Source organism: Tenacibaculum sp. SZ-18 (assembly GCF_002813915.1).
Taxonomy (GTDB): domain Bacteria; phylum Bacteroidota; class Bacteroidia; order Flavobacteriales; family Flavobacteriaceae; genus Polaribacter.
The window spans coordinates 1,229,912-1,249,760 of sequence record NZ_CP019335.1 but is presented as its reverse complement, the minus strand read 5'-3'; the positions used below and the strand labels follow the sequence as shown (position 1 = coordinate 1,249,760).

Annotated in this window: 18 protein-coding genes; 12 read left to right on the top strand and 6 right to left on the bottom strand. The window is 29.1% G+C overall.

Going from position 1 to position 19,849, the window contains the following annotated elements; translation table 11 throughout:
- Nucleotides 1-38: 38 nt before the first annotated feature.
- Nucleotides 39-179: a hypothetical protein gene (locus tag BTO06_RS18425; RefSeq protein ID WP_157811752.1), complete on the bottom strand. Its 141-nt coding sequence runs from the start codon at nt 177-179 to the stop codon at nt 39-41.
- A gap of 1,028 nt (nt 180-1,207) precedes the next feature.
- On the opposite strand from BTO06_RS18425, the gene BTO06_RS05715 reads away from it, so the two are divergent.
- Together BTO06_RS05715 and BTO06_RS05710 are read left to right on the top strand one after the other, a co-directional pair.
- On the top strand, nt 1,208-1,597 hold the full coding sequence (locus BTO06_RS05715; protein WP_100924378.1) for a 6-phosphogluconate dehydrogenase: 390 nt from the start codon (nt 1,208-1,210) through the stop codon (nt 1,595-1,597).
- Complete coding sequence (locus BTO06_RS05710) at nt 1,587-2,138, top strand: acyl-CoA thioesterase (protein ID WP_443081488.1); 552 nt, start codon at nt 1,587-1,589, stop codon at nt 2,136-2,138. Before BTO06_RS05715 ends, BTO06_RS05710 begins: the two co-directional genes overlap by 11 nt.
- A gap of 708 nt (nt 2,139-2,846) precedes the next feature.
- Here BTO06_RS05710 and BTO06_RS05705 read toward each other — a convergent pair.
- Nucleotides 2,847-3,854: a 3-oxoacyl-ACP synthase III family protein gene (locus BTO06_RS05705; protein WP_100924377.1), complete on the bottom strand. Its 1,008-nt coding sequence runs from the start codon at nt 3,852-3,854 to the stop codon at nt 2,847-2,849.
- Between the two features lie 299 nt (nt 3,855-4,153).
- Here BTO06_RS05705 and BTO06_RS05700 point away from each other — a divergent pair, with 299 nt between their 5' ends.
- The 4 genes from BTO06_RS05700 to BTO06_RS18665 all read left to right on the top strand — a co-directional run bounded on the left by BTO06_RS05700 (nt 4,154) and on the right by BTO06_RS18665 (nt 9,827).
- On the top strand, nt 4,154-5,401 hold the full coding sequence (locus BTO06_RS05700) for an MFS transporter (RefSeq protein WP_100924376.1): 1,248 nt from the start codon (nt 4,154-4,156) through the stop codon (nt 5,399-5,401).
- A gap of 74 nt (nt 5,402-5,475) precedes the next feature.
- Nucleotides 5,476-7,362 carry a molecular chaperone HtpG gene (htpG, locus tag BTO06_RS05695; protein WP_100924375.1) on the top strand — a complete coding sequence of 629 codons (1,887 nt, stop codon included), beginning with the start codon at nt 5,476-5,478 and terminating at the stop codon, nt 7,360-7,362.
- Nucleotides 7,363-7,438: 76 nt separating this feature from the next.
- Nucleotides 7,439-8,419, top strand: coding sequence for a hypothetical protein (locus BTO06_RS05690; RefSeq protein ID WP_100924374.1), 981 nt, complete (start codon nt 7,439-7,441; stop codon nt 8,417-8,419).
- Nucleotides 8,420-8,654: 235 nt separating this feature from the next.
- On the top strand, nt 8,655-9,827 hold the full coding sequence (locus BTO06_RS18665) for a nuclear transport factor 2 family protein (RefSeq protein ID WP_198517134.1): 1,173 nt from the start codon (nt 8,655-8,657) through the stop codon (nt 9,825-9,827).
- A gap of 58 nt (nt 9,828-9,885) precedes the next feature.
- On the opposite strand, the gene BTO06_RS05680 is transcribed toward BTO06_RS18665, so the two are convergent.
- From BTO06_RS05680 to BTO06_RS05665, 4 genes are all read right to left on the bottom strand, one after another.
- Entirely contained in the window at nt 9,886-10,269 is a 384-nt protein-coding gene (locus BTO06_RS05680; protein ID WP_100924373.1) for a hypothetical protein, read from the bottom strand.
- 11 nt (nt 10,270-10,280) lie between these two features.
- Nucleotides 10,281-10,487 carry a hypothetical protein gene (locus BTO06_RS05675; protein WP_100924372.1) on the bottom strand — a complete coding sequence of 69 codons (207 nt, stop codon included), beginning with the start codon at nt 10,485-10,487 and terminating at the stop codon, nt 10,281-10,283.
- A gap of 84 nt (nt 10,488-10,571) precedes the next feature.
- Nucleotides 10,572-10,985, bottom strand: coding sequence for a hypothetical protein (locus tag BTO06_RS05670; RefSeq protein ID WP_100924371.1), 414 nt, complete (start codon nt 10,983-10,985; stop codon nt 10,572-10,574).
- On the bottom strand, nt 10,972-11,556 hold the full coding sequence (locus BTO06_RS05665; protein WP_100924370.1) for an RNA polymerase sigma factor: 585 nt from the start codon (nt 11,554-11,556) through the stop codon (nt 10,972-10,974). The genes BTO06_RS05670 and BTO06_RS05665 overlap by 14 nt, the downstream gene beginning before the upstream one ends.
- Nucleotides 11,557-11,696: 140 nt before the next feature.
- Here BTO06_RS05665 and BTO06_RS05660 point away from each other — a divergent pair, with 140 nt between their 5' ends.
- From BTO06_RS05660 to BTO06_RS05635, 6 genes are all read left to right on the top strand, one after another.
- Nucleotides 11,697-12,047 (top strand): DUF6249 domain-containing protein, encoded by a 351-nt coding sequence (locus BTO06_RS05660; RefSeq protein WP_100924369.1) that lies wholly within the window; start codon nt 11,697-11,699, stop codon nt 12,045-12,047.
- A gap of 94 nt (nt 12,048-12,141) precedes the next feature.
- Nucleotides 12,142-13,470, top strand: coding sequence for a hypothetical protein (locus tag BTO06_RS05655; RefSeq protein ID WP_100924368.1), 1,329 nt, complete (start codon nt 12,142-12,144; stop codon nt 13,468-13,470).
- A gap of 56 nt (nt 13,471-13,526) precedes the next feature.
- The gene (locus tag BTO06_RS05650; protein ID WP_100924367.1) at nt 13,527-14,861 is read left to right on the top strand and encodes a M28 family peptidase; all 1,335 of its coding nucleotides are present in this window, start codon (nt 13,527-13,529) and stop codon (nt 14,859-14,861) included.
- Between the two features lies 1 nt (nt 14,862).
- The gene (locus BTO06_RS05645) at nt 14,863-15,654 is read left to right on the top strand and encodes a M23 family metallopeptidase (RefSeq protein WP_100924366.1); all 792 of its coding nucleotides are present in this window, start codon (nt 14,863-14,865) and stop codon (nt 15,652-15,654) included.
- A 604-nt stretch (nt 15,655-16,258) separates the two neighbouring features.
- Nucleotides 16,259-18,865: a zinc-dependent metalloprotease gene (locus BTO06_RS05640; protein ID WP_100924365.1), complete on the top strand. Its 2,607-nt coding sequence runs from the start codon at nt 16,259-16,261 to the stop codon at nt 18,863-18,865.
- A gap of 68 nt (nt 18,866-18,933) precedes the next feature.
- Nucleotides 18,934-19,836, top strand: coding sequence for a TIGR01777 family oxidoreductase (locus tag BTO06_RS05635; protein WP_100924364.1), 903 nt, complete (start codon nt 18,934-18,936; stop codon nt 19,834-19,836).
- The last annotated feature ends 13 nt before the right edge of the window (nt 19,837-19,849 follow it).

Here is a 19,849-nt window from a genome sequence, read left to right as displayed (position 1 = left end):
ATCTGACGTCTTAAACTTTTTATTATTTAAAGTTACTCTTAATGAAGTTGCATTTCGATTTTTACCTCTACTGCAATCATGATAATTGAACTTCCAAATACCCAAATAACATTAATACTACGATCAGAAATACTAAAAATAAAATCATTAGCATCTCCATAATTATTGAGTCTTTTCAATACTTTAATTCTAAATTTACCGAAAACAGTTTTTGAAATTAAATTCTAATATAGACTTAAAGATTCCATAACCAACTATTTTTTAACTATTGTTGCATCGGTAATCGTAGAATCATTTATCCTTAAGAAATCAACACTACAAAATATATTTTTTGCCCTATTGTCAAGTCCAACTACAAACTATGTACTTAATGGATCGTTTAATGTTAATTTGGTTTTAGTATCTTCAATTTCAAAATTGATATTTAAATTATCTTTTAAGATTTAGATTCCTATTGAAAATACTTGTCCTGATAAAGAAGAACTCATGAAAATGAGTATGAACTTTTTAACCATAATTTTAGACTTTAATTAAGGTTCGTATTTTTTTACTATTTAAATTAGCATAATTTTTGCTGTATTTTTTCTATTATTATTGAAGTCAAATTTTGCTCCAAATTCTGTCATAAACACAACTAATTCATATGAATTAAATACTATTACATAGTGTCATGCAATTTTGCTATTTGCATATACCAATCCAATATTTCTTCATCGTTGAAGCCATAAAAGCAATTCCATAACCATTATTAACATTTATATTATATACTTTTTGAACAATATGCTTAAAAACTTACACATTAATTTAACAGCAAGCCAAAGTAAGTGAGTTATAACAATCATCATTTGGATATCTATCAAGATAGAATAAGATTTTAATAACTCTTTGAGTTCTTGCAAAGAGCTTTTCCTGACAATATCAAAATTTTAATTCGCTTTAATTTGGTGGGCAATTACTAAGAGACGAACAACAAATATCATTTAAGCCTTTTTTTTGAATTCATAATGTTTATGGTTTAGCGGGTTTACACTTTTGAAAATAACATCATAACGTAGAATATATTATTAGATAAAGTAATTGAAAAATAAAAAAGTAATCTCTAGAAGTAAAAGTCATCATAAAAAATTAGCAAGTTTTCTTTTTGACTTTAAGATTATTTTAAAAATTCCTAACTTCGTACAATACAATTAAATTGTAATTTTATCTTATGAAAAAAATACTTGCTATAATTCTTACATCGATCTTACTATTAGCAACCATTTATTATACGTTTATATATTTCGCAACTTTTAGCGAAGGCGAAAGGTCTGGTGAACTTATTAAATTCAGTCGGAAAGGAATTTTATTTAAAACATGGGAAGGAGAAATTAGCCAAGGAATTTCAGGAGCTCAAATTTTTAAGTTTTCCGTAGAAGACAAACAGAAAAAAGCAATTGAAAATTTGAAAAAACTACAAGGTAGATACGTAAAACTAACATACTTTGAACGATTTAATAAAATTGTTTGGCTGGGTGACTCGAAATATTTTATAAATAAAGTTGAAGAAGAAACCTCTCCTCACTTCAACCAAATTGAAAATAAAACAATTGGAAAATAACTTTGTATATGTAGAAGATACCAAAATTACCATATCTGAACTTATGCTTCCATCACATGCAAATTTCAGCGGCAAAATCCATGGAGGTTATATATTAAATTTGATGGATCAAATTGCTTTCTCTTGTGCCGCAAAACATTCAAGAACTTATTGTGTTACAGCATCTGTTGATACGGTTGATTTTTTAAATCCTATTGAAGTTGGTGAATTGGTTACAATGAAGGCATCCATAAATTATGTTGGTAGAACTTCCATGGTTGTTGGTATTCGAGTAGAATCTCAAAATATTCAAACTGGAAAGGTAAATCATTGTAATTCATCGTATTTTACAATGGTTGCGAAAAATGATCAAGGAAAATCAATTCTTGTTCCAGGCTTAATTGTTACAAACGATCTCGAAATAAGAAGATTTTTAAAAGCGATAAAACGTTTGGAAATGAAAAGAAAGAGAACTGCTGAATTCGATAGTGAACATTTTACTCCAGAGACTTACTTGAAAGAATTAGAAAATCAAAATGTAAAAGTTGAATTGAATAACTGAAAAATTGATTTAAATAACAACGTTTATAATAGATTGTCTGCTTTTAAGAGTTCATGACAGGAAATTAGATAATTCAAATAACGCATGAATATGGAGAAAATGAACTCAATGCTAACTTCAAAACTTTTGCTCTTTATAAATTATAATCGGAAAAATACATTAGAGCTAGTTTGGAAATCTGCTATCATTTAACAACATGATAAAAACCCCAATCTATTAAGGTTATGCTTTATACTTTCTTCTAATTAATTTATCTCATATAATATTGGAGTACTCGATCTAAATAAATGATTCTAAAAGAACCTTGTAGAAAGGTTATTAAGAATAAAAGGAGATAATACTTTAACTTAAATGAATCATTTAAAAACTATTTAAACAGGTGATTGACAAAAGCTCTAAAAATTTCAGCTAAATGGATTAGTTGGCCTATATCACAAAAAAATTTTGGCTTCAGTGTTAAAAGAATATGTTTAGAAGTTAAAAAGTTTCTTGTAAAGCGACAAATCAAATTGTGTTACATCAGGTTATTCCCAATTTTAAGAAATAATAAATTTAAATAACCTTGTACTGGTAGTAGTAGATTTCAATTTATCCGATTACATTATAAAATTAAATGAGTAACAGACTTTTCTGTTGGAGCTGTTATGATTTTTAAAAATAAAAAAGCCGAAGCAAATACTTCGACTTTTATTTTATATCCTAGTGTTACTACCAACGAATAACCACAGATCCCCAAGTGAATCCACTACCAAACGCTGCTAAAACAACTAAATCATTATCCTTAATTTTTCCTTCTTCCCAAGCTTCCGTTAATGCGATAATAATCGATGCTGCGGTTGTATTACCATAACGCATAATATTATTATAAACTTTCTCATTCGGTAGTTGGAATTTCTTTTGAATAAATTGAGCAATTCTCAAATTTGCCTGATGCGGAATTAACATGTCAATATCATCCTTTTCTAGTCCATTTGCCTGTAAACCTTCTATGATTGCCTCTGAAAAACGAACAACGGCATGTTTAAATACAAATTGACCATTCATATGTGGGAAATAAGAAGTATCCTCTGGATCGTTGGCTTCGATTATTTCAGGGACCCAACGATTTGTAGATGGACCTATTAAAGCCAACTCTTCTGCATGCTTTCCTTCCGAATGTAAATGAGACGATAAAATACCCTTTCCTTCTTCTTCACACCTTGAAAGTACAGCTGCTCCTGCTCCGTCTCCAAAAATTACAGTTACACCTCTTCCTCTTGTAGATCTTTCTAATCCTCCAGAATGATTTTCAGCACCAATTACCAAAATGTTTTTATACATTCCAGTTTTTATGAACTGATCCGCAACAGATAAAGAATAAATAAAACCAGAACACTGATTACGTACATCTAACGCTCCTATTGTAGGCATATCTAGCATATCTTGAATTTGTACTCCTCCGCCTGGGAAATACATATCAGGACTTAATGTTGCAAATACTATAAAATCAATATCATCTTTAGTTAAACCTGCTCTTTCAATTGCTATTTTAGCTGCCTTTGCACCCATAACAGCAGTTGTATCGCCTGATTTAGGATCAATCCAACGACGTTCTTTGATTCCTGTTCTTTCCTGAATCCATTCATCACTTGTCTCCATCCACTGAGTCAAATCATCGTTAGTAACCACATTTTCAGGAACATAATATCCTAAACCAGTAATTTTTGAACTATACATAATATATATCGGTTATAATTTAGTTGTTTTCAAAATAAAAGCCTGTAAAAGTATGAATTTTATCATTTTTGTACAAAAATGCCTTATAATAAAATGAGATAAATGTCATGATGTCATAATATCTTCTTAAAGTTAAAATTTACAATTTTAAACTACTGAATTACAATTATTTTTTCATCTAACAATTACAAGAATAAAAATAATTTTTAGATCTAACCTAAAAATACTTACCTTTTCTCGAAATTTGAACTTAACAACTAAATCCTAAATCTCAAACTAAAAGTCTTTAAACTGGCTACATGAATTACAAAAGAGCTCTTCAAATTACTTTTTTAATTTTAGCTGCAGAAATTATTTATGCCCTACCTTTTGTTTTGGTTAGAATATTTCGTCCTACATTTTTAAGTGCTTTCGATATTACTAATAGGGATATTGGATTTTGTTACACGTTGTATGGCATCACAGGAATGATATCTTACTTTCTTGGAGGTTTAATAGCAGACAAATATCCTACAAAATACTTGATGGGAATAGCTTTATTTCTAACAAGTATTGGTGGTTTTACTTGGGTAATGTATCCTTCCTTATCAACTTTATATATGTTATACATTTATTGGGGATTTACAACTATTATGCTTTTCTGGTCTCCATTAATTAAAGCAACAAGATTATGGGGAGGTAACAAACAAATTTTTGCATTCGGAATATTAGAAGGTGGTCGTGGATTGGTCGCTGCTATAATCGGGACCATTGGAGTTTACATTATTTCCTCGATTTCTTCAGTTGATAATTTTTCTAAAGTAGTCATCCAAAATGCAATGAATCAGGTATATTTAATTACTTCGATTTTGACTATGCTAATGGCTTTTATTGTTTTATTTCTTCCTGATTTCTCTAAATCACCTAGAGCAATATCGAAATCTTCTATTCGAAGAAATATTAAAAAAGCCTTAGGTTACCCAGTAGTTTGGATATTAATGATTATTATTTTTACGTCCTATGTTGGGTATAGAGTTGCAGATATTTTTACTCAATATGCTAGTGAAATTTATGGTTACAATTCAAAAGAATCAGCAGAACTTGGTACTTATTTCTCGTATTTAAGACCTATAATATGTATGCTTGTTTTCTTCTTTGCTAAAAATTCTAATCCTTCAAAATGGCTCATCATTGGGTTTTCAATGATGACTTTAGGAAGTTTACTGTTTATCTTTAATATTGATTTTTTGAATATTTCGCTATTAATTCCTTTAGTAAGTTCATTAATTGGAGCATACACATTAAGAGTATTATATTTTACTGTACTTGAACAAGCTAAAATTCCTATTACCATTACTGGAACCGTGGTTGGTATCGTTTCTGTAATTGGATTTTCACCAGATATATTTCTAGGTGCAATTGAAGGCTATTATTTGGATGAAGTTGGCGGTGCTGTAGGATATCAATATTTATTTATTTTCTTTTTAGTAAGTTCTTTGATAGGTTTATTAGCTTCTATAGTTTTCAATAATTCTGTAAAAACTAAAAAGAGAACTCTGACATCCTGACACTTTTTAAACTTTTGGTATTTTTTTTGACCAAGAAAAAGCCGAACATTGACTAAAAATTAAATTATAATATTATGAGTAAAGGAAGTATTAATGTATCGGTTGAAAATATTTTCCCACTAATTAAAAAGTTCTTGTATTCTGATCACGAAATATTTCTTCGTGAATTAATTTCGAATGCTACAGACGCAACTACAAAGTTAAAACACCTTATTTCTATTGGTGAAGCCAAAGTTGAGTATGGAAATCCACAAATAGAAATAAAAATTGATAAAGAAAACAAAACACTTCATATCACCGATCAAGGTTTAGGTATGACGGCTGATGAAGTTGAAAAATATATTAACCAAATTGCCTTTTCAGGTGCTGAAGAATTTTTAGAAAAGTATAAAGATTCTAACAATGAAACAGGTGTAATTGGTCACTTTGGATTAGGATTTTACTCAGCTTTTATGGTTGCTGATAAAGTAGAAATCATTACTAAATCATATAAAGAAGAACCGGCAGCTCATTGGACTTGTGATGGTTCCCCTGAGTATACATTAGAAGCGCATAATAAAACAGAAAGAGGAACTGAAATTATTTTACATATTTCAGAAGACGAAAAAGATTTCTTAGAAGATTCAAAAGTTTCTGGATTATTATCAAAATACAATCGTTTCAACCAAATTCCAATTAAATTTGGAACTAAAACTGAAACTTTACCTCTTCCAGAAGATGCAGCAGAAGATGCAAAACCAGAAACACAAGAAGTAGATAATATTATTAATAATACTACTCCTGCTTGGACTAAAAAACCAGCTGATTTAGAAGGAGAGGATTATTCAAAATTCTATAGAGAATTGTATCCAATGCAGTTCGAAGAGCCTTTATTCCATATACATCTAAATGTCGATTATCCATTTAATTTAACTGGGATTTTATACTTCCCTCGTTTAACTCAAAACATGGATATTCAAAAAGATAAAATTCAATTATACCAAAACCAAGTTTTTGTAACTGATAATGTGGAAGGAATTGTTCCTGACTTCTTACAAATGTTGAAAGGTGTAATCGATTCTCCAGATATTCCATTAAACGTGTCTCGTTCTTATTTACAAGCAGATGGAGCTGTAAAGAAAATATCAGGATACATCACTAAAAAAGTTGCTGATAAATTGGCTTCTTTATTCAAAAAAGATCGTGCTGACTTTGAACAAAAATGGAATGATATCAAAGTTATTATCGAGTACGGAATGTTATCTGAAGAGAAATTTTTCGATAAGGCTAAAAAATTCGCTTTATATCCAACTGTTAACGACACCTTTTTTACGTTTGACGAATTAGTTGAAAAAACTAAAGAAGCTCAAACCGATAAAGATGGAAATCACGTGATTTTGTATGCAGCTAATAAAGATGCACAGCATAGTTATATTGAAGATGCTAAAGCGAAAGGATACGAAGTATTATTGCTAGATACACCAATAGTTCCTCACTTAATGCAAAAATTAGAGATGGAATCTGGTGATGCTAAAATTCAATTCAAACGTGTTGATGCTGACCATATTGACAATCTAATTAAGAAAGACGACACGATTATTTCTAAACTTTCTGAAGGAGAAAAAGAAAAACTAAAACCAGTTATTGAAGGAGCTGTAAACAATTCTAGTTATACAGTCCAGTTAGAAGCAATGGATTCTTCAAGTTCTCCGTTTTTAATAACTGTTCCGGAATTCATGCGCAGAATGAAAGAAATGCAGGCTACTGGTGGTGGAATGATGGGAATGGGTAATATGCCAGAAATGTACAATCTTGTTGTAAATACAAACCACGAACTAGTTTCTGATATTTTAAATGCTGACGAGGATAAACAAAAGCAATTAATTTCTCAAGCTTTTGACTTAGCTAAATTATCTCAAAACCTACTTCATGGTGAAGAATTAACAAACTTTATTAAACGTTCTTACGATTTGATTAAGTAAGGTTAAAACTTTTATAAATTTTTAAGAATCTCTTTGTTATACGCAAAGAGATTTTTTTATTGAGAAAAAATATAAAATGAAAAGATTTCAACTAGTAATAGTATTCATCATAATTACCTCTTTTAAAACAAAAAATGATTTCGTCCATCAAGACTTTTCTATTGTTGAAAATTATGGAAACATAACTACAAGAATAAAAACTGGCTTTCAATATGAGGAAATTAAAAAAGTAGAATTCATCGGAAAATATGCTGAAAAACTTTGTAAAAGAATCAACTTCAAAAAAAACATTCTTTTAGATTTTGATCATTTTTATGTTGATTATTGTGAACCTGACTATTTTATATCAAAAGGAAAAAAGACTTTAAATTACCTCAAGGGACAAGAAAAGGATTTTTTAGAAAATAATATTGACGAGGAAATTGTTGTCATCAGACAAATTCGGAGGAAATTCAACATAACAAATACTCTTAAACTTATTGAGTATGCAGCAGCCAATGACAATAACATTGTTAAAAATCACAAACTTTACAATTACAAAAAAAATTACAGCGATCTAAAAACTTATTCAATTGATACTTTAAAAGTTAACACTATTATTAATACTAAAGTCTCAAATAACATACTTAAAGTTATTAGTGCTAAAATCACCCGCGAAGAAACAATTAAGAATAAATATATATCAATTAGATACTTTTCAAAGAATGGTAAGTTTACTATTTATTATTATTTAAACAAAAAGCGGGAAGCATTAATTCTTGAAGATGTTTATGATTTTAAAAGAACTAATAGCTCAAAAGCATTAATATTTGACACAGATTCAAGCTTTTACTACATTGGACCAAAACTAAAAAATCATCCAGAAAAATTCATAATTAAGAATTTAAAAAACTGTTATCGTCCTTTTATTGTTAATAAAATAGATAACAAAAGAATTTCAATCCAACCCAAGCTTTATGCTCAAAAAGACAGGACACTAATTTACGATTCCGAATCTCAAATCTTAATTCAAAATTTTGATGATATTTTTAAAAAACACCAAAGACTAGAAAAATAATTATTAAACCAAATTTAGAAAGTATCAAACAATCATCTTAAGTCATTCATACAAACCGATAAATTAATCTAAATTTTAAACTCTTCATTCCCACGTATATTTGAAACAAAACAATAGCAAATAGCAAATAGCAAATAGCAAATAGCAAATTAGCTCTAGTAATTAAAGATAAGAAACCATTTCGTTCATTTTCGAAGTGGTTTTTTGTACTTTTATTTTAACCAAATAATTCATAATGAAAAAAACACTTGCTTTAATATTCTTCCCAATAATATCATGGGCACAAACAAATACAGAGATTTACTTATTTGATATCAAATCTGAAAATGAAAAACTAAAAGTCGTCAATGGAAAAAATATTTCTAATAATGATGGATACGATAGTCAGCCTCATTTTTACAATGACAATTTAGTTCTGTTTGCTTCAGCAAAAAATAGCCAAACAGATATTGGAAAATACAGTATTAAAGATGGTAAATTATCCTACATAAATAACACACCACAGGGTGGAGAATATTCACCGCAAAGAATTCCAAATTCTAAAAATGTTTCAGCTGTTAGACTTGATAATGATGGTAAACAAAGGTTTTATGAATATAATTTCAAAAACGGAAAAAACACAGAATTAATTAAAGATTTAGTAGTTGCATACCCGATGTGGTACAACAAAAACACATTAATTTCCTCTGTTATTGTAAATGATAGTTTACAATTATGCATTAGTGATGTAAAAAAGAAAACAAACACAATAATCGCTAAAAATGTAGGTCGATCTTTTCATAAAATTCCGAATTCATCTTTAGTTAGTTTTATGAAAAAAAATGAAGAAAACTGGGAAGTTTGGTCTTTAAATCCTCAAACTAAAGAAACCAAATTTATTACAATTACTGGACAAGCACAAGATATTTGCTGGTTGCCAAATGGTACTATTTTAATTCCAAATGAAAATACTATCTATAAATTCCATCCTACTAAGGACAAAGGCTGGAGTGTATTCCATCAATTTCAAGATGAAAATATAAATAAAATCTCAAGAATAACAGTAAACGATAATGCTAGTAAGTTAGCAATCACGGCGGAAGTATCACCAAGATATTTAGCTGAAGAACAATTAGAAGCTTATAATAATAGAGACATTGAAGCATTTTTAAAGCCATTCGCTAAAAATGTAAAGGTTTACACATTTCCTAATACATTAAACTATCAAGGTATTGATGAAATGAGAAAACGTTATACTCCTTTTTTCGAGAGCACACCTGATTTAAACTGTAAGGTTTTGAGGAGAATCGTAAATGGAAATAGAATTATTGACGAAGAGTATCTTACCATGAATGGCAACAACTTCAAAGCAGTAGCAATTTATGAAGTAGCCAACGGAAAAATAAGCAGTGTATACTTTTTTAGATAAATAAAAAAACACCGAATAAAAGTTAATTTATTCGGTGTTTTATTAGGTTAAAATCCTATTATCTTGAAGCTTTAATTCCTCTCAATTCTCTTTCTTTCGAAAGAACATCTGACTGTAATTTAAAAATATTATCGTGTTGTTTTTTTATCCTTTTATCCATCTTTGAAACCTTTTCCATTTTCTTTGTGTATTCTTCTTCCGAAATCTTATTACTTTCTTTTAAGGTTTCGAGTTTCTTCATAACTTTTTGTACTCTATCCATAGAAACAGCATTTCTCTTTTCTAGCAATAATAATTGACTCTTTCTCTTTTTTAATTTTTCAGAAATTGAAAATTCAACATGCTCCTCTTTCTCTTTTTTTGTTTCTTTTACCTCTTGTGCATTTGTAACTCCTACAAAACTAACAAGCATTACAACTAATACAAATTTAAATAATTTCATGATTTTGAGTTTTATAGGTTATCTAATTCTTTTAACTCCTCTTCAATCTCTTTAGCTTCTTTTTCTAAAGACTCCAAATCCTTTTCAACTTCTTTACTCACTTCTTCAATTTTTTGATCTATTTCAATAACAGCTTTTTTTTCTTCTTTAGCCTTTGTATTTACACAAGAAAAACCAATTAAAGAAAACAAGAGTAGCGATAAAATACTTCTTTTCATTTGGTATTTGTAATTTATAATTAAGTTCAAAAGTTACTAAATTTAAATACATAACAATAACTTTTGCATTGAATTATTCATAAATCATGAATTTAAATCTTTTTCGAAACGATTTTTAAAAAGATAAATTTGAATAAAAATTAATAACGTAAAAAAGAAACAAGCCGTTAACATGGTATTTGAAACCGTAATTCCTTGAAATAAATCCGGAAATTCAATTTTGGTTGAAATTTTAAACTTCTCAGGGATTTTCCAACTAGAAAAAATAGACTTTCCTTTTGATACATAAACCATACAAATAGTTAATAAAGAAAATAATAAAACCCAAACTTTTTTAGAAATTAAAGGAGTGGTTTTATAAACTGAACTCATTTCTACTTCCTTTATTTTGTGCATTACACTTGAAGTAAAATCAAATGTTGGCAACTCTTGTTCTACATCTTTCACATACTTTTTTGCAAAAGCATCTAATTCTTCTATGTGTTTATTTTCTCCCATAATGATTAATCAATTCTGGTTCTACATTTTGTTCAACTACTCTTAATAATCTTTTTCTAGCTCTATGTAATTTGACTTTTAAGTTAGATTCTGAATATTCGGTTACTTCAATTATCTCTTTCAAACTAAGCTCATCATAATAAAACATCCAAAGTAAAGTTCTTTCTTCTTCTGGAAGTCTATTTAAACATTCCTTCATTAAAATAGCTCTTTCATTCCTCGAAATGTCTTCAAGAATATTGTCGGTACTATTAATTTTATCAATCGTTATTTCATCAATAGTACTTGTTTGATACTTTTCTTTATTCTTCTTTAAATTATCTAAACAATTTCGATAGGCTATTTTATATATCCAAGTAGAAAATTTAGAATCTCCTTTAAATTTAGACAAATTTTTATAAGCTTTTATAAAAGTATCTTGTGAAACTTCTTCTGCTTCTTCCCTACTTTTCAACATTTTCATAGATAAACTAAATACCATTACTTTATACTTTTCTACTAAATGAGAAAAAGCATTAGTATCGCCTTTAATTGTTTTTTCTATGTAAGTTTGATCGTTGATAGTTGTCATTTTATACTATGACAATGCATTCTTTTAAAAGGTTACAAAAAAATCAAAAAAATATTTTTTTCAAAAAAAGTGTAACCTATTTGAAAAGTATCCTGTCATACTTGAAAACACATTAAAAATAATATTTAAAAAACGATAATATGGAAGTAGCAATTGTATTTATGTTCTTATTCGCAGTAATTTTTGGAATATTTTATCTTTTTTATTCAACTAGAAACAAAGAAAGGTTAGCATTAATTGAAAAAGGAGCAGATGCTAAAATATTTATGCAAGGAGAAAAGAAAAAGTCAACATTAACAGGAAGAATGATTGTTCTAAACTTTTCATTATTATTAATGGGAATTGGTTTAGGTGTTTTCTTAGCTTTATTATTAACAACTTACACAAGATTAGATGAAGAAGCTGTGTATCCAGCGATGATATTTTTTGTAGGTGGTTTAGGATTGTTTTCTGGATTTTTTCTTACTAAAAAACTGGAAAAAGAAAGTTAATAATTGATAACATATCTAAAATATAACGAACCGCTTTTATTTAAAGGCGGTTTTGTTATTTTTGGGTTATCCAAATATTTCTAACAACTTTTTTATGAGTAGTAACTTTAAAACTAAAAAGTTTCAAGAACTTTTAGATCGTTTACAACAGGATAGTTGGCAACTGGAATTAATTATTTCTGGTTTTGCCATATTTGGTTTATTTACTGCTTTACCCGAAATAAAACTAGCCTTAACTATAGCAGAAAACGATAAGCAAATTGTAACTTTTGTAGTTTCAATCGTAGCATTGCTTGCTTGTTATATACTTATTTTTAACTTGCTATTTCATGTTACCTTAAGAGGTCTTTGGATTGGTGCTCTTGGTTTACGCTATGTTTCTGGAGATATAGACTTCGAAACTCTCAACTACCACCCTAGATTTAGCAACTATTTAAAGAAAAAAATTGTTTCTTTCGACAGGTACGTGGCTATTTTAGAAAACTACTGTAGTGTTCTTTTTGCTATCTCTTTCTTATTAATTTTCTATGTCATTGCTATTACTTTAACAATTGTACTATTAATTACAGTTATTAACTATTTAATGAATAATGAATCTTTCTCAAAAGGTTGGAGAGTTTTCGTAGGAATTTCTTTTATAACTTTTATAGGAATCGGATCATTTTTGACTTTTATTGATTTTGTCACACAAGGTTATTTAAAAAAGAAAAGAATTTTATCTAAAATATATTTTCCTTTCTATTGGGTTTTTAGTTTTATTACATTATCCTTTTTATATCGTCCTCTTGTTTATAATTTTTTAGATAATAAATTCACCAAAAGAATCAGTGTATTATTAATTCCAATATATTTCTTAATAGCTTTCATCGGCTCTATAAAATTTCAAACTTCAAATTATATCGAGAGTACTAAACGTAATTCAAACATTTATTTGAATAACAAGGAATATGAAGATTTACTAATAAAAGAAAATGATTTGGTAGATAACGCGACTATCCAATCAAAGGTAATTACTGAACCATACATAAATCTATTTAAAGTATTTAGTGAAAACTTAGAAAATAGAATCTACAATTATCATCCTTCGCTTAAACCTGAAAATGATCGAAGGGGTTTTCAAACTGGTGTAAAATTCACAAATAGAAAAAATAATATTTCTACTAAAAAAAGAGACAGTTTAGCGAGAAAATACGTTGAAGTTTTTAACGAAATGTATGAGGTTAACATTGATTCAGTAACCATTGATACCGATTTTTTAATAACTAAAAACACCAAAAATCAAATAGGTTTTCAAACATTCATTCCTACAAAAAATTTAAAGGATGGTAAACATGTTTTGAGGCTTAAAAGAAAGCTTATTCGTAAGAAAGATACTTTAAAAAGAATCGATGTTATTATACCATTTTGGTATTTTAAAGATTAATTTGAAATATTTCATAAATTCTTACGTCCAATACTCACGATATCAAATAATATCTTATGAAACGAATCATTTATATAATACCTATTCTATTAATTCCACTACTTGGCTTTTCTCAAACAGATACTAAAATTTATGATATTATAAACAGTATTTCTGCTGATGGAATTCAAAGTGATATTGAAACTCTTGCGAATTTTGGGACAAGACATACTTTAAGTGATACTATTTCTGAAACACGTGGAATCGGAGCTGCTCGTAGATGGATAAAAAAGGAGTTTGATAAAATTTCAAGAGAGTGTAATAATTGTTTAGAAGTTTTTTATCAGAAAGATTTAGTTAAAAAAGGAACGAATAAAAGGATAACGAAGGATGTTTGGGTTGTAAATGTAGTTGCTATTCAAAGAGGAACTAAAAATCCAAATAGTTTTATTGCTATGAGTGGAGATATCGACTCAAGAATCACAGATCCAAATAATTTTACAGATGATGCTCCTGGCGCAAATGATAATGCTACAGGAATGGCAGGAGCTTTGGAAGCAGCTAGAGTTTTAAGTAATTATAAATTTGATAATAGTATTATTTATGTGGGCTTATCTGGTGAAGAACAAGGACTATTTGGAGGAAAAGGTTTGGCAAACTTTGCTATTGAAAAAAATTGGAACATTATCGGTGTTATGAATAATGATATGATTGGCAATATAAAAGGTGTGGATGGAATTATTGATAATAGAACTTTTAGAATTTTCTCTGAACCTACTCCTCCGACTGAAACAGCAAACCAAAGACGCGCTAGACGTTTTTATGGTGGTGAAGTTGATGGAATCTCAAGACAATTGGCTCGTTACATTTATAAAACAACGAAAACTTATATGCCAGAAATGAACCCTAAAATGATTTACAGATTAGATCGTTTTGGTCGTGGAGGTCATCATCGTCCGTTTAATGATGTAGGATTTGCTGGTATAAGAATAATGGAAGCTCATGAAAATTACACACAACAACACCAAGACATTCGTACTGAAAATGGAATAGAATATGGTGATAAACTAAAATTCGTGAACTTCGAGTATACCAAAAAATTAACGGCTGTTAATGCTATTAACTTAGCTAGTATCGCTTCTGCTCCACTCGCTCCAAAAAATGTGGGAATTGGAGGAATTGTTCAAGCTTCTGCAAAGTTATCTTGGCAACCAGTTAAAGAAGCTAAAGGATATAAAATTTATTGGCGGGATACTACATCTCCCACTTGGGATCATTTTAAATATGTAGAAGATATTACTGAATTTACATTAGACGGAATTATTCTTGACAATTATTTTTTCGGTGTGAGTGCCATTGGTAAAAATGGTCATGAAAGTATTGTGAGTTTTCCGACAAAAATAATTCGCTAGTATGCAGTTAAGAGTATTTATAATTATCGCTATTGTATTATGCAGTTATTTAAATGCTCAAAAAAAGCCAAGTTATCTCTTTTTTGAAATTAACAATAATAAAACTAAAGTTTTTGCTCATAACAAACTTGGCTGTCCAACGCATGTTAAAGTTTTACATAACACAACAAAATCTTTAAAAAGCTATAATGTAAAAGCTTATGAGAAAAAGAATATCCTTAGTTTCGATGGAAAAGACACAATAACTTTTTTAAAAGACTATCAATTCAAAATGCGATACGGACCAGTAAAGTATATCAGTAATTATGATACACTCTATAATTACGCATTACCATTTTTAAAAGGAAAACGATACAAAATAATTCAAGGACATAATACAAAATTTACACACAATGGTTTATCTAAATACGCCATTGACTTTAGAATGAATGTGGGACAAACTATTTGTGCAATGAGAGATGGTGTTGTTGTAGGATTAAAAAAAGATTCGAACAAAGGAGGAAGAAATAAAAAATATCGAAGCGATGGTAACTACATTCTTCTCTATCATGAAGATGGATTATTCACACAATACATTCATTTGAAAAAAAATGGTGTTTTAGTAAAAAATGGTGATTCTGTAAAAAAAAATCAACCAATTGGTTATTCAGGAAATACTGGGTATAGTACAGAACCCCACTTACATTTCGGTGTTTTTAAAATAACAAAAGAAGGGTTTACATCAATTCCCTATCTCCTTGATTCCATTCCTTCTAAAAAATATAGAAAAGGAAAGTATGCATATAAAAGGTAAATCTGATGGTATTTTGATCGAAATATTGAACGGTATTAACGGTATTAGTGGTTAGTAAATAATCATGATAAATTCAATTTTGTATGTCTTATTATTCATATAATGATAAGGAAATACTTTCCACGAATTGGTCAGTAGCGGCAAAAGTTGCTTTTTTAGAGCCGGATAAATTTAACATTTAAAAGTTTAGGTAATGAAACAATTATATTTCTAAATAAGAAAATCTAAAAGTGCTTACAGGAAATAAAATATATGTTATAAAATTACTTTTTGGAAATTTAATTTAATAAGGTGAATTAAATTCAAATGATCCCTAAAAATTAAATGAAATACATGAAACCTTTCATAAGGTAATAAACTAGTCTTGACTTAAATATTGATGTTAGTATTTCTAGAGCAGAATATTATAAAGCATTTATAAATAAACTATTAGCTAAAATAAGGATCTATTATCCCAATTATCTCCAACAATAATAAATGAAATAAATTTCTATCTCTTTTTATACACTAGAAGAATAAATTTATTTATTAAATCGTTAACATTCTTCTTAATGAAATAATAATAACTTCACATATTATTAAAAAATTTTAAAACCATTTTAACATGTTCACTAAACGACCAAGATTGGTCTTAACCGCATTCTTGGCGCTTTTTATGTTAAGTATTACTGATGTAAATGCGCAAAGAAGAAAAAAGAAAAAAGAAAAAGATTCTAAGGCAAAAACTGAAATACCCAAAAAAAAGAAAAAACCAAAAAAGACTATTGCTGATTTAACTAAAAAGAGTAATAAGATTGAAGGACTTTTTACAGTTTATCAAGACTCCATTACTGGTGATGTAAAATTATTAGTTAAAAAAGATCAATTAAATAAAGATTTCATTTACTTCTCTCAAATCGCAGATGGTGTAACTGAAGCAAACGCATTTAGAGGTTCTTACAGAGGCTCTACTGTTTTCCACATTAAAAAACATTTTAATAAAATTGAGTTCGTAGCCCCGAATACTTCATTCTACTTTGATAAAAACAATGCTATTTCTCGATCATCAGTTGCAAATACGAGTGATGCATTAATTGAAAGCTCTAAGATTTTAGCAACAGATGAAGAAAAAGGAGAATACTTAATCAATGCTAACGGATTATTTTTATCTGAAGCATTAACTAGAGTAAAACAACCAAGTTTTCCTGGTAGATCTCCTTTCTCATTTAAATTAGGTCGTTTTGATAAAAACAAATCGAAGATTAATAGTATTAAAAACTATCCTGAAAACACCAATATTAAAACAGAATATGTTTATAATAATCCAACTGTTTTAAATAGAGGTTCTAGAGCAATTAAAGATGGAAGATACGTGTCTATAAAAGTTTTCCATACGTTCATGAACATGCCAGAAGATGGATACGAAGTTCGTTTTGATGATCCTCGTGTTGGTTTCTTTACAACAGAAGTTAATGATATGACAAGTACAGAAACTATTAATTATAGAGATTTAGTTCACCGTTGGAGATTAGTTAAAAAAGACCCTTCGTCAGCAGTTTCAGAACCTGTGACTCCAATTACTTGGTGGATTGAAAATTCTACACCTTTAGAATGGAGACAAACCATTACAGAAGGAGTTTTAGCTTGGAATGAAGCTTTTGAGAAAGCAGGGTTTAAAAATGCTATGATTGTAAAAGTACAGCCAGATAATGCAAATTGGGATGCAGGCGACGTTCGTTACAATGTTTTACGTTGGACTTCTTCTCCAAATCCTCCTTTTGGTGGATACGGACCAAGTTTTGTAAACCCAAGAACTGGAGAAATTTTAGGAGCTGACATTATGCTTGAATTTGTACATTTTACCAATAGGGTACAATTGGATAAAATTATAAATAGTGTTTCAAGCTTCGAAAACAAAGAAGAAACAATTGAATATGCTTTCTTAAATAAAGATAACCATATGTTTTGCTCTGCTGGACATTTAATGCATGAAAATACTTTGTTTGGACAAACTGTGCTAGCTGCAACTGGAGCAACTGATATGGAGATGGAAGGAATGAAAAAAGAAGCGATGAAATCGTTAATAATGCATGAAGTTGGACATACTCTAGGATTAAATCATAATATGAAAGCCAGTCAATTATTTAGTCCTGCCGAATTAGCAGATGCTAAATTAATTGAAGGAAAATGTTTAACTGGTTCTGTTATGGATTATGCCGGAATTAACCTAACACTTGACAGAACTAAGCAAGGTCAGTATTACGATATGGCGGTTGGACCATATGATATTTGGGCTATTCAGTTTGGTTATACTCCATTTAATAATAAAACTGAAATGGATGCTCTTTTAGCACAATCGACAAAACCAGAATTAATCTTTGGTAATGATGCTGACGATATGCGTTCTCCAGGAAAAGCAATTGATCCAAGAGTTATGACTGGTGATTTATCGAATGACCAGATTGGTTATTCAGTTGATCGATTTAAAATCGTAAACAATATGATGAAAAAATTGAAGTCGAGCATGACATCAAATGGAGAATCATATGAAGAATTGCGCAACGCTTATTATATATTAAATGGACAAACAGCTCGTGCCGCTGATGTAATTTCGAGATTTATTGGTGGAGTTTACGTAGATAGAGCAATGCACGGACAAGAAGGAGCTACAAAACCCTACACTCCTGTTAGTTATGCTGATCAAAAGAGAGCTATGAATGCTTTAAAAACATATATTTTCGCACCAAATGCCTTTAAAGCACCACAAGATTTATACAACTATCTAGCAAGACAAAGAAGAGGATATAACTTCTTTAGTGGACCAGAAGATCCGAAAATTCATGCACAAGTGTTAGGATATCAAAGAAGAGTATTACGTCATATTTTACACCCGAATACGTTGCAAAGAATCTCTGATTCTGAATTATACGGAAATAAATACAAGTTATCAGAATTTATGACTGATTTAAACAATGCTATTTTCAAAAATGATATTTATGCTTCTGTAAATTCTTTCCGTCAAAACCTTCAAACTGACTACACCAAAATGCTTTTAAACATGATCGATGGAAAAAACAAAAATCGATTTACCAATGCTTCAAAAGCAATGGCTTTATACAACTTAAAAAGAATTAAAACTTGGGTTGGAAACGCAACTGGAGATGTTATGACAAAAGCTCATAAGAACCAATTAAAAACTTTAATCACGAATACTTTAAAAGACGTGAAATAAGTTTAATTTACTATAAATAATTAGAAAATCGTGATGAAAATTCATCACGGTTTTTTTATTTTTATAATATGGCAAAAATCTTAATTACAGGAGGAACCGGATTAATTGGAGAAGTTCTTGAAAATAAACTAATTCAAAAGAATCATGAGGTACAAATTTTAACGAGAAACCCAAGAAAGGAAAATCATTTTAAATGGGATATTAAGAACAATTACATTGATGAAAAAGTCTTCGAAAATCTCGATTATATAATACATTTGGCAGGTGCAGGCATTGCCGATAAAAAATGGACTAAAACTAGAAAAAAGGAATTAATTGATAGTAGAGTAGAATCAGCTAACCTCTTATTTTCAAAAGTAACAGAATTAAAAGTGCCTTTAAAACGTTTTATTAGTTCTTCTGGAATTGGATTTTATGGAGCTATTACTACAGAAAATATTTTTACGGAAGAAGATAAACCTGCCTCTGACTTTATTTCTGAAATATGTATTAAGTGGGAAAATGCTGCCCAACAGTTTCAAGATTTGGATATTCCTGTTACTATTTTAAGAACTGGAGTTGTACTGAGTAAAGACGGTGGAGCTTTACAAAAAATGAATACACCTCTATTATTATCAGCACTAGGACATGGAAAACAATATGTTCCTTGGATTCACATTGAAGATTTATGTAATTTATATGTTAAGGCTACAGAAGATGATACGTTTATTGGAATCTATAATGGTATTGCCCCAGATCATCAAACCAATTCAACCTTTACCAAAGCTTTAGGCAAGGCACTCAAGAAAATAGTTACACCAATTAATGTTCCTGGTTTCATCTTAAAAACAGTATTAGGTGAATTAGCAGTAATTGTTTTAGAAGGTAGTCGAATTTCAACAGTAAAAACTGAAGAAGAATATAATTTTAAATTTAAAACACTTAAAAGTGCTTTCGAAGATATTTATAATAAAAAAAACTGTCTAAAGTAAACTTTAGACAGTT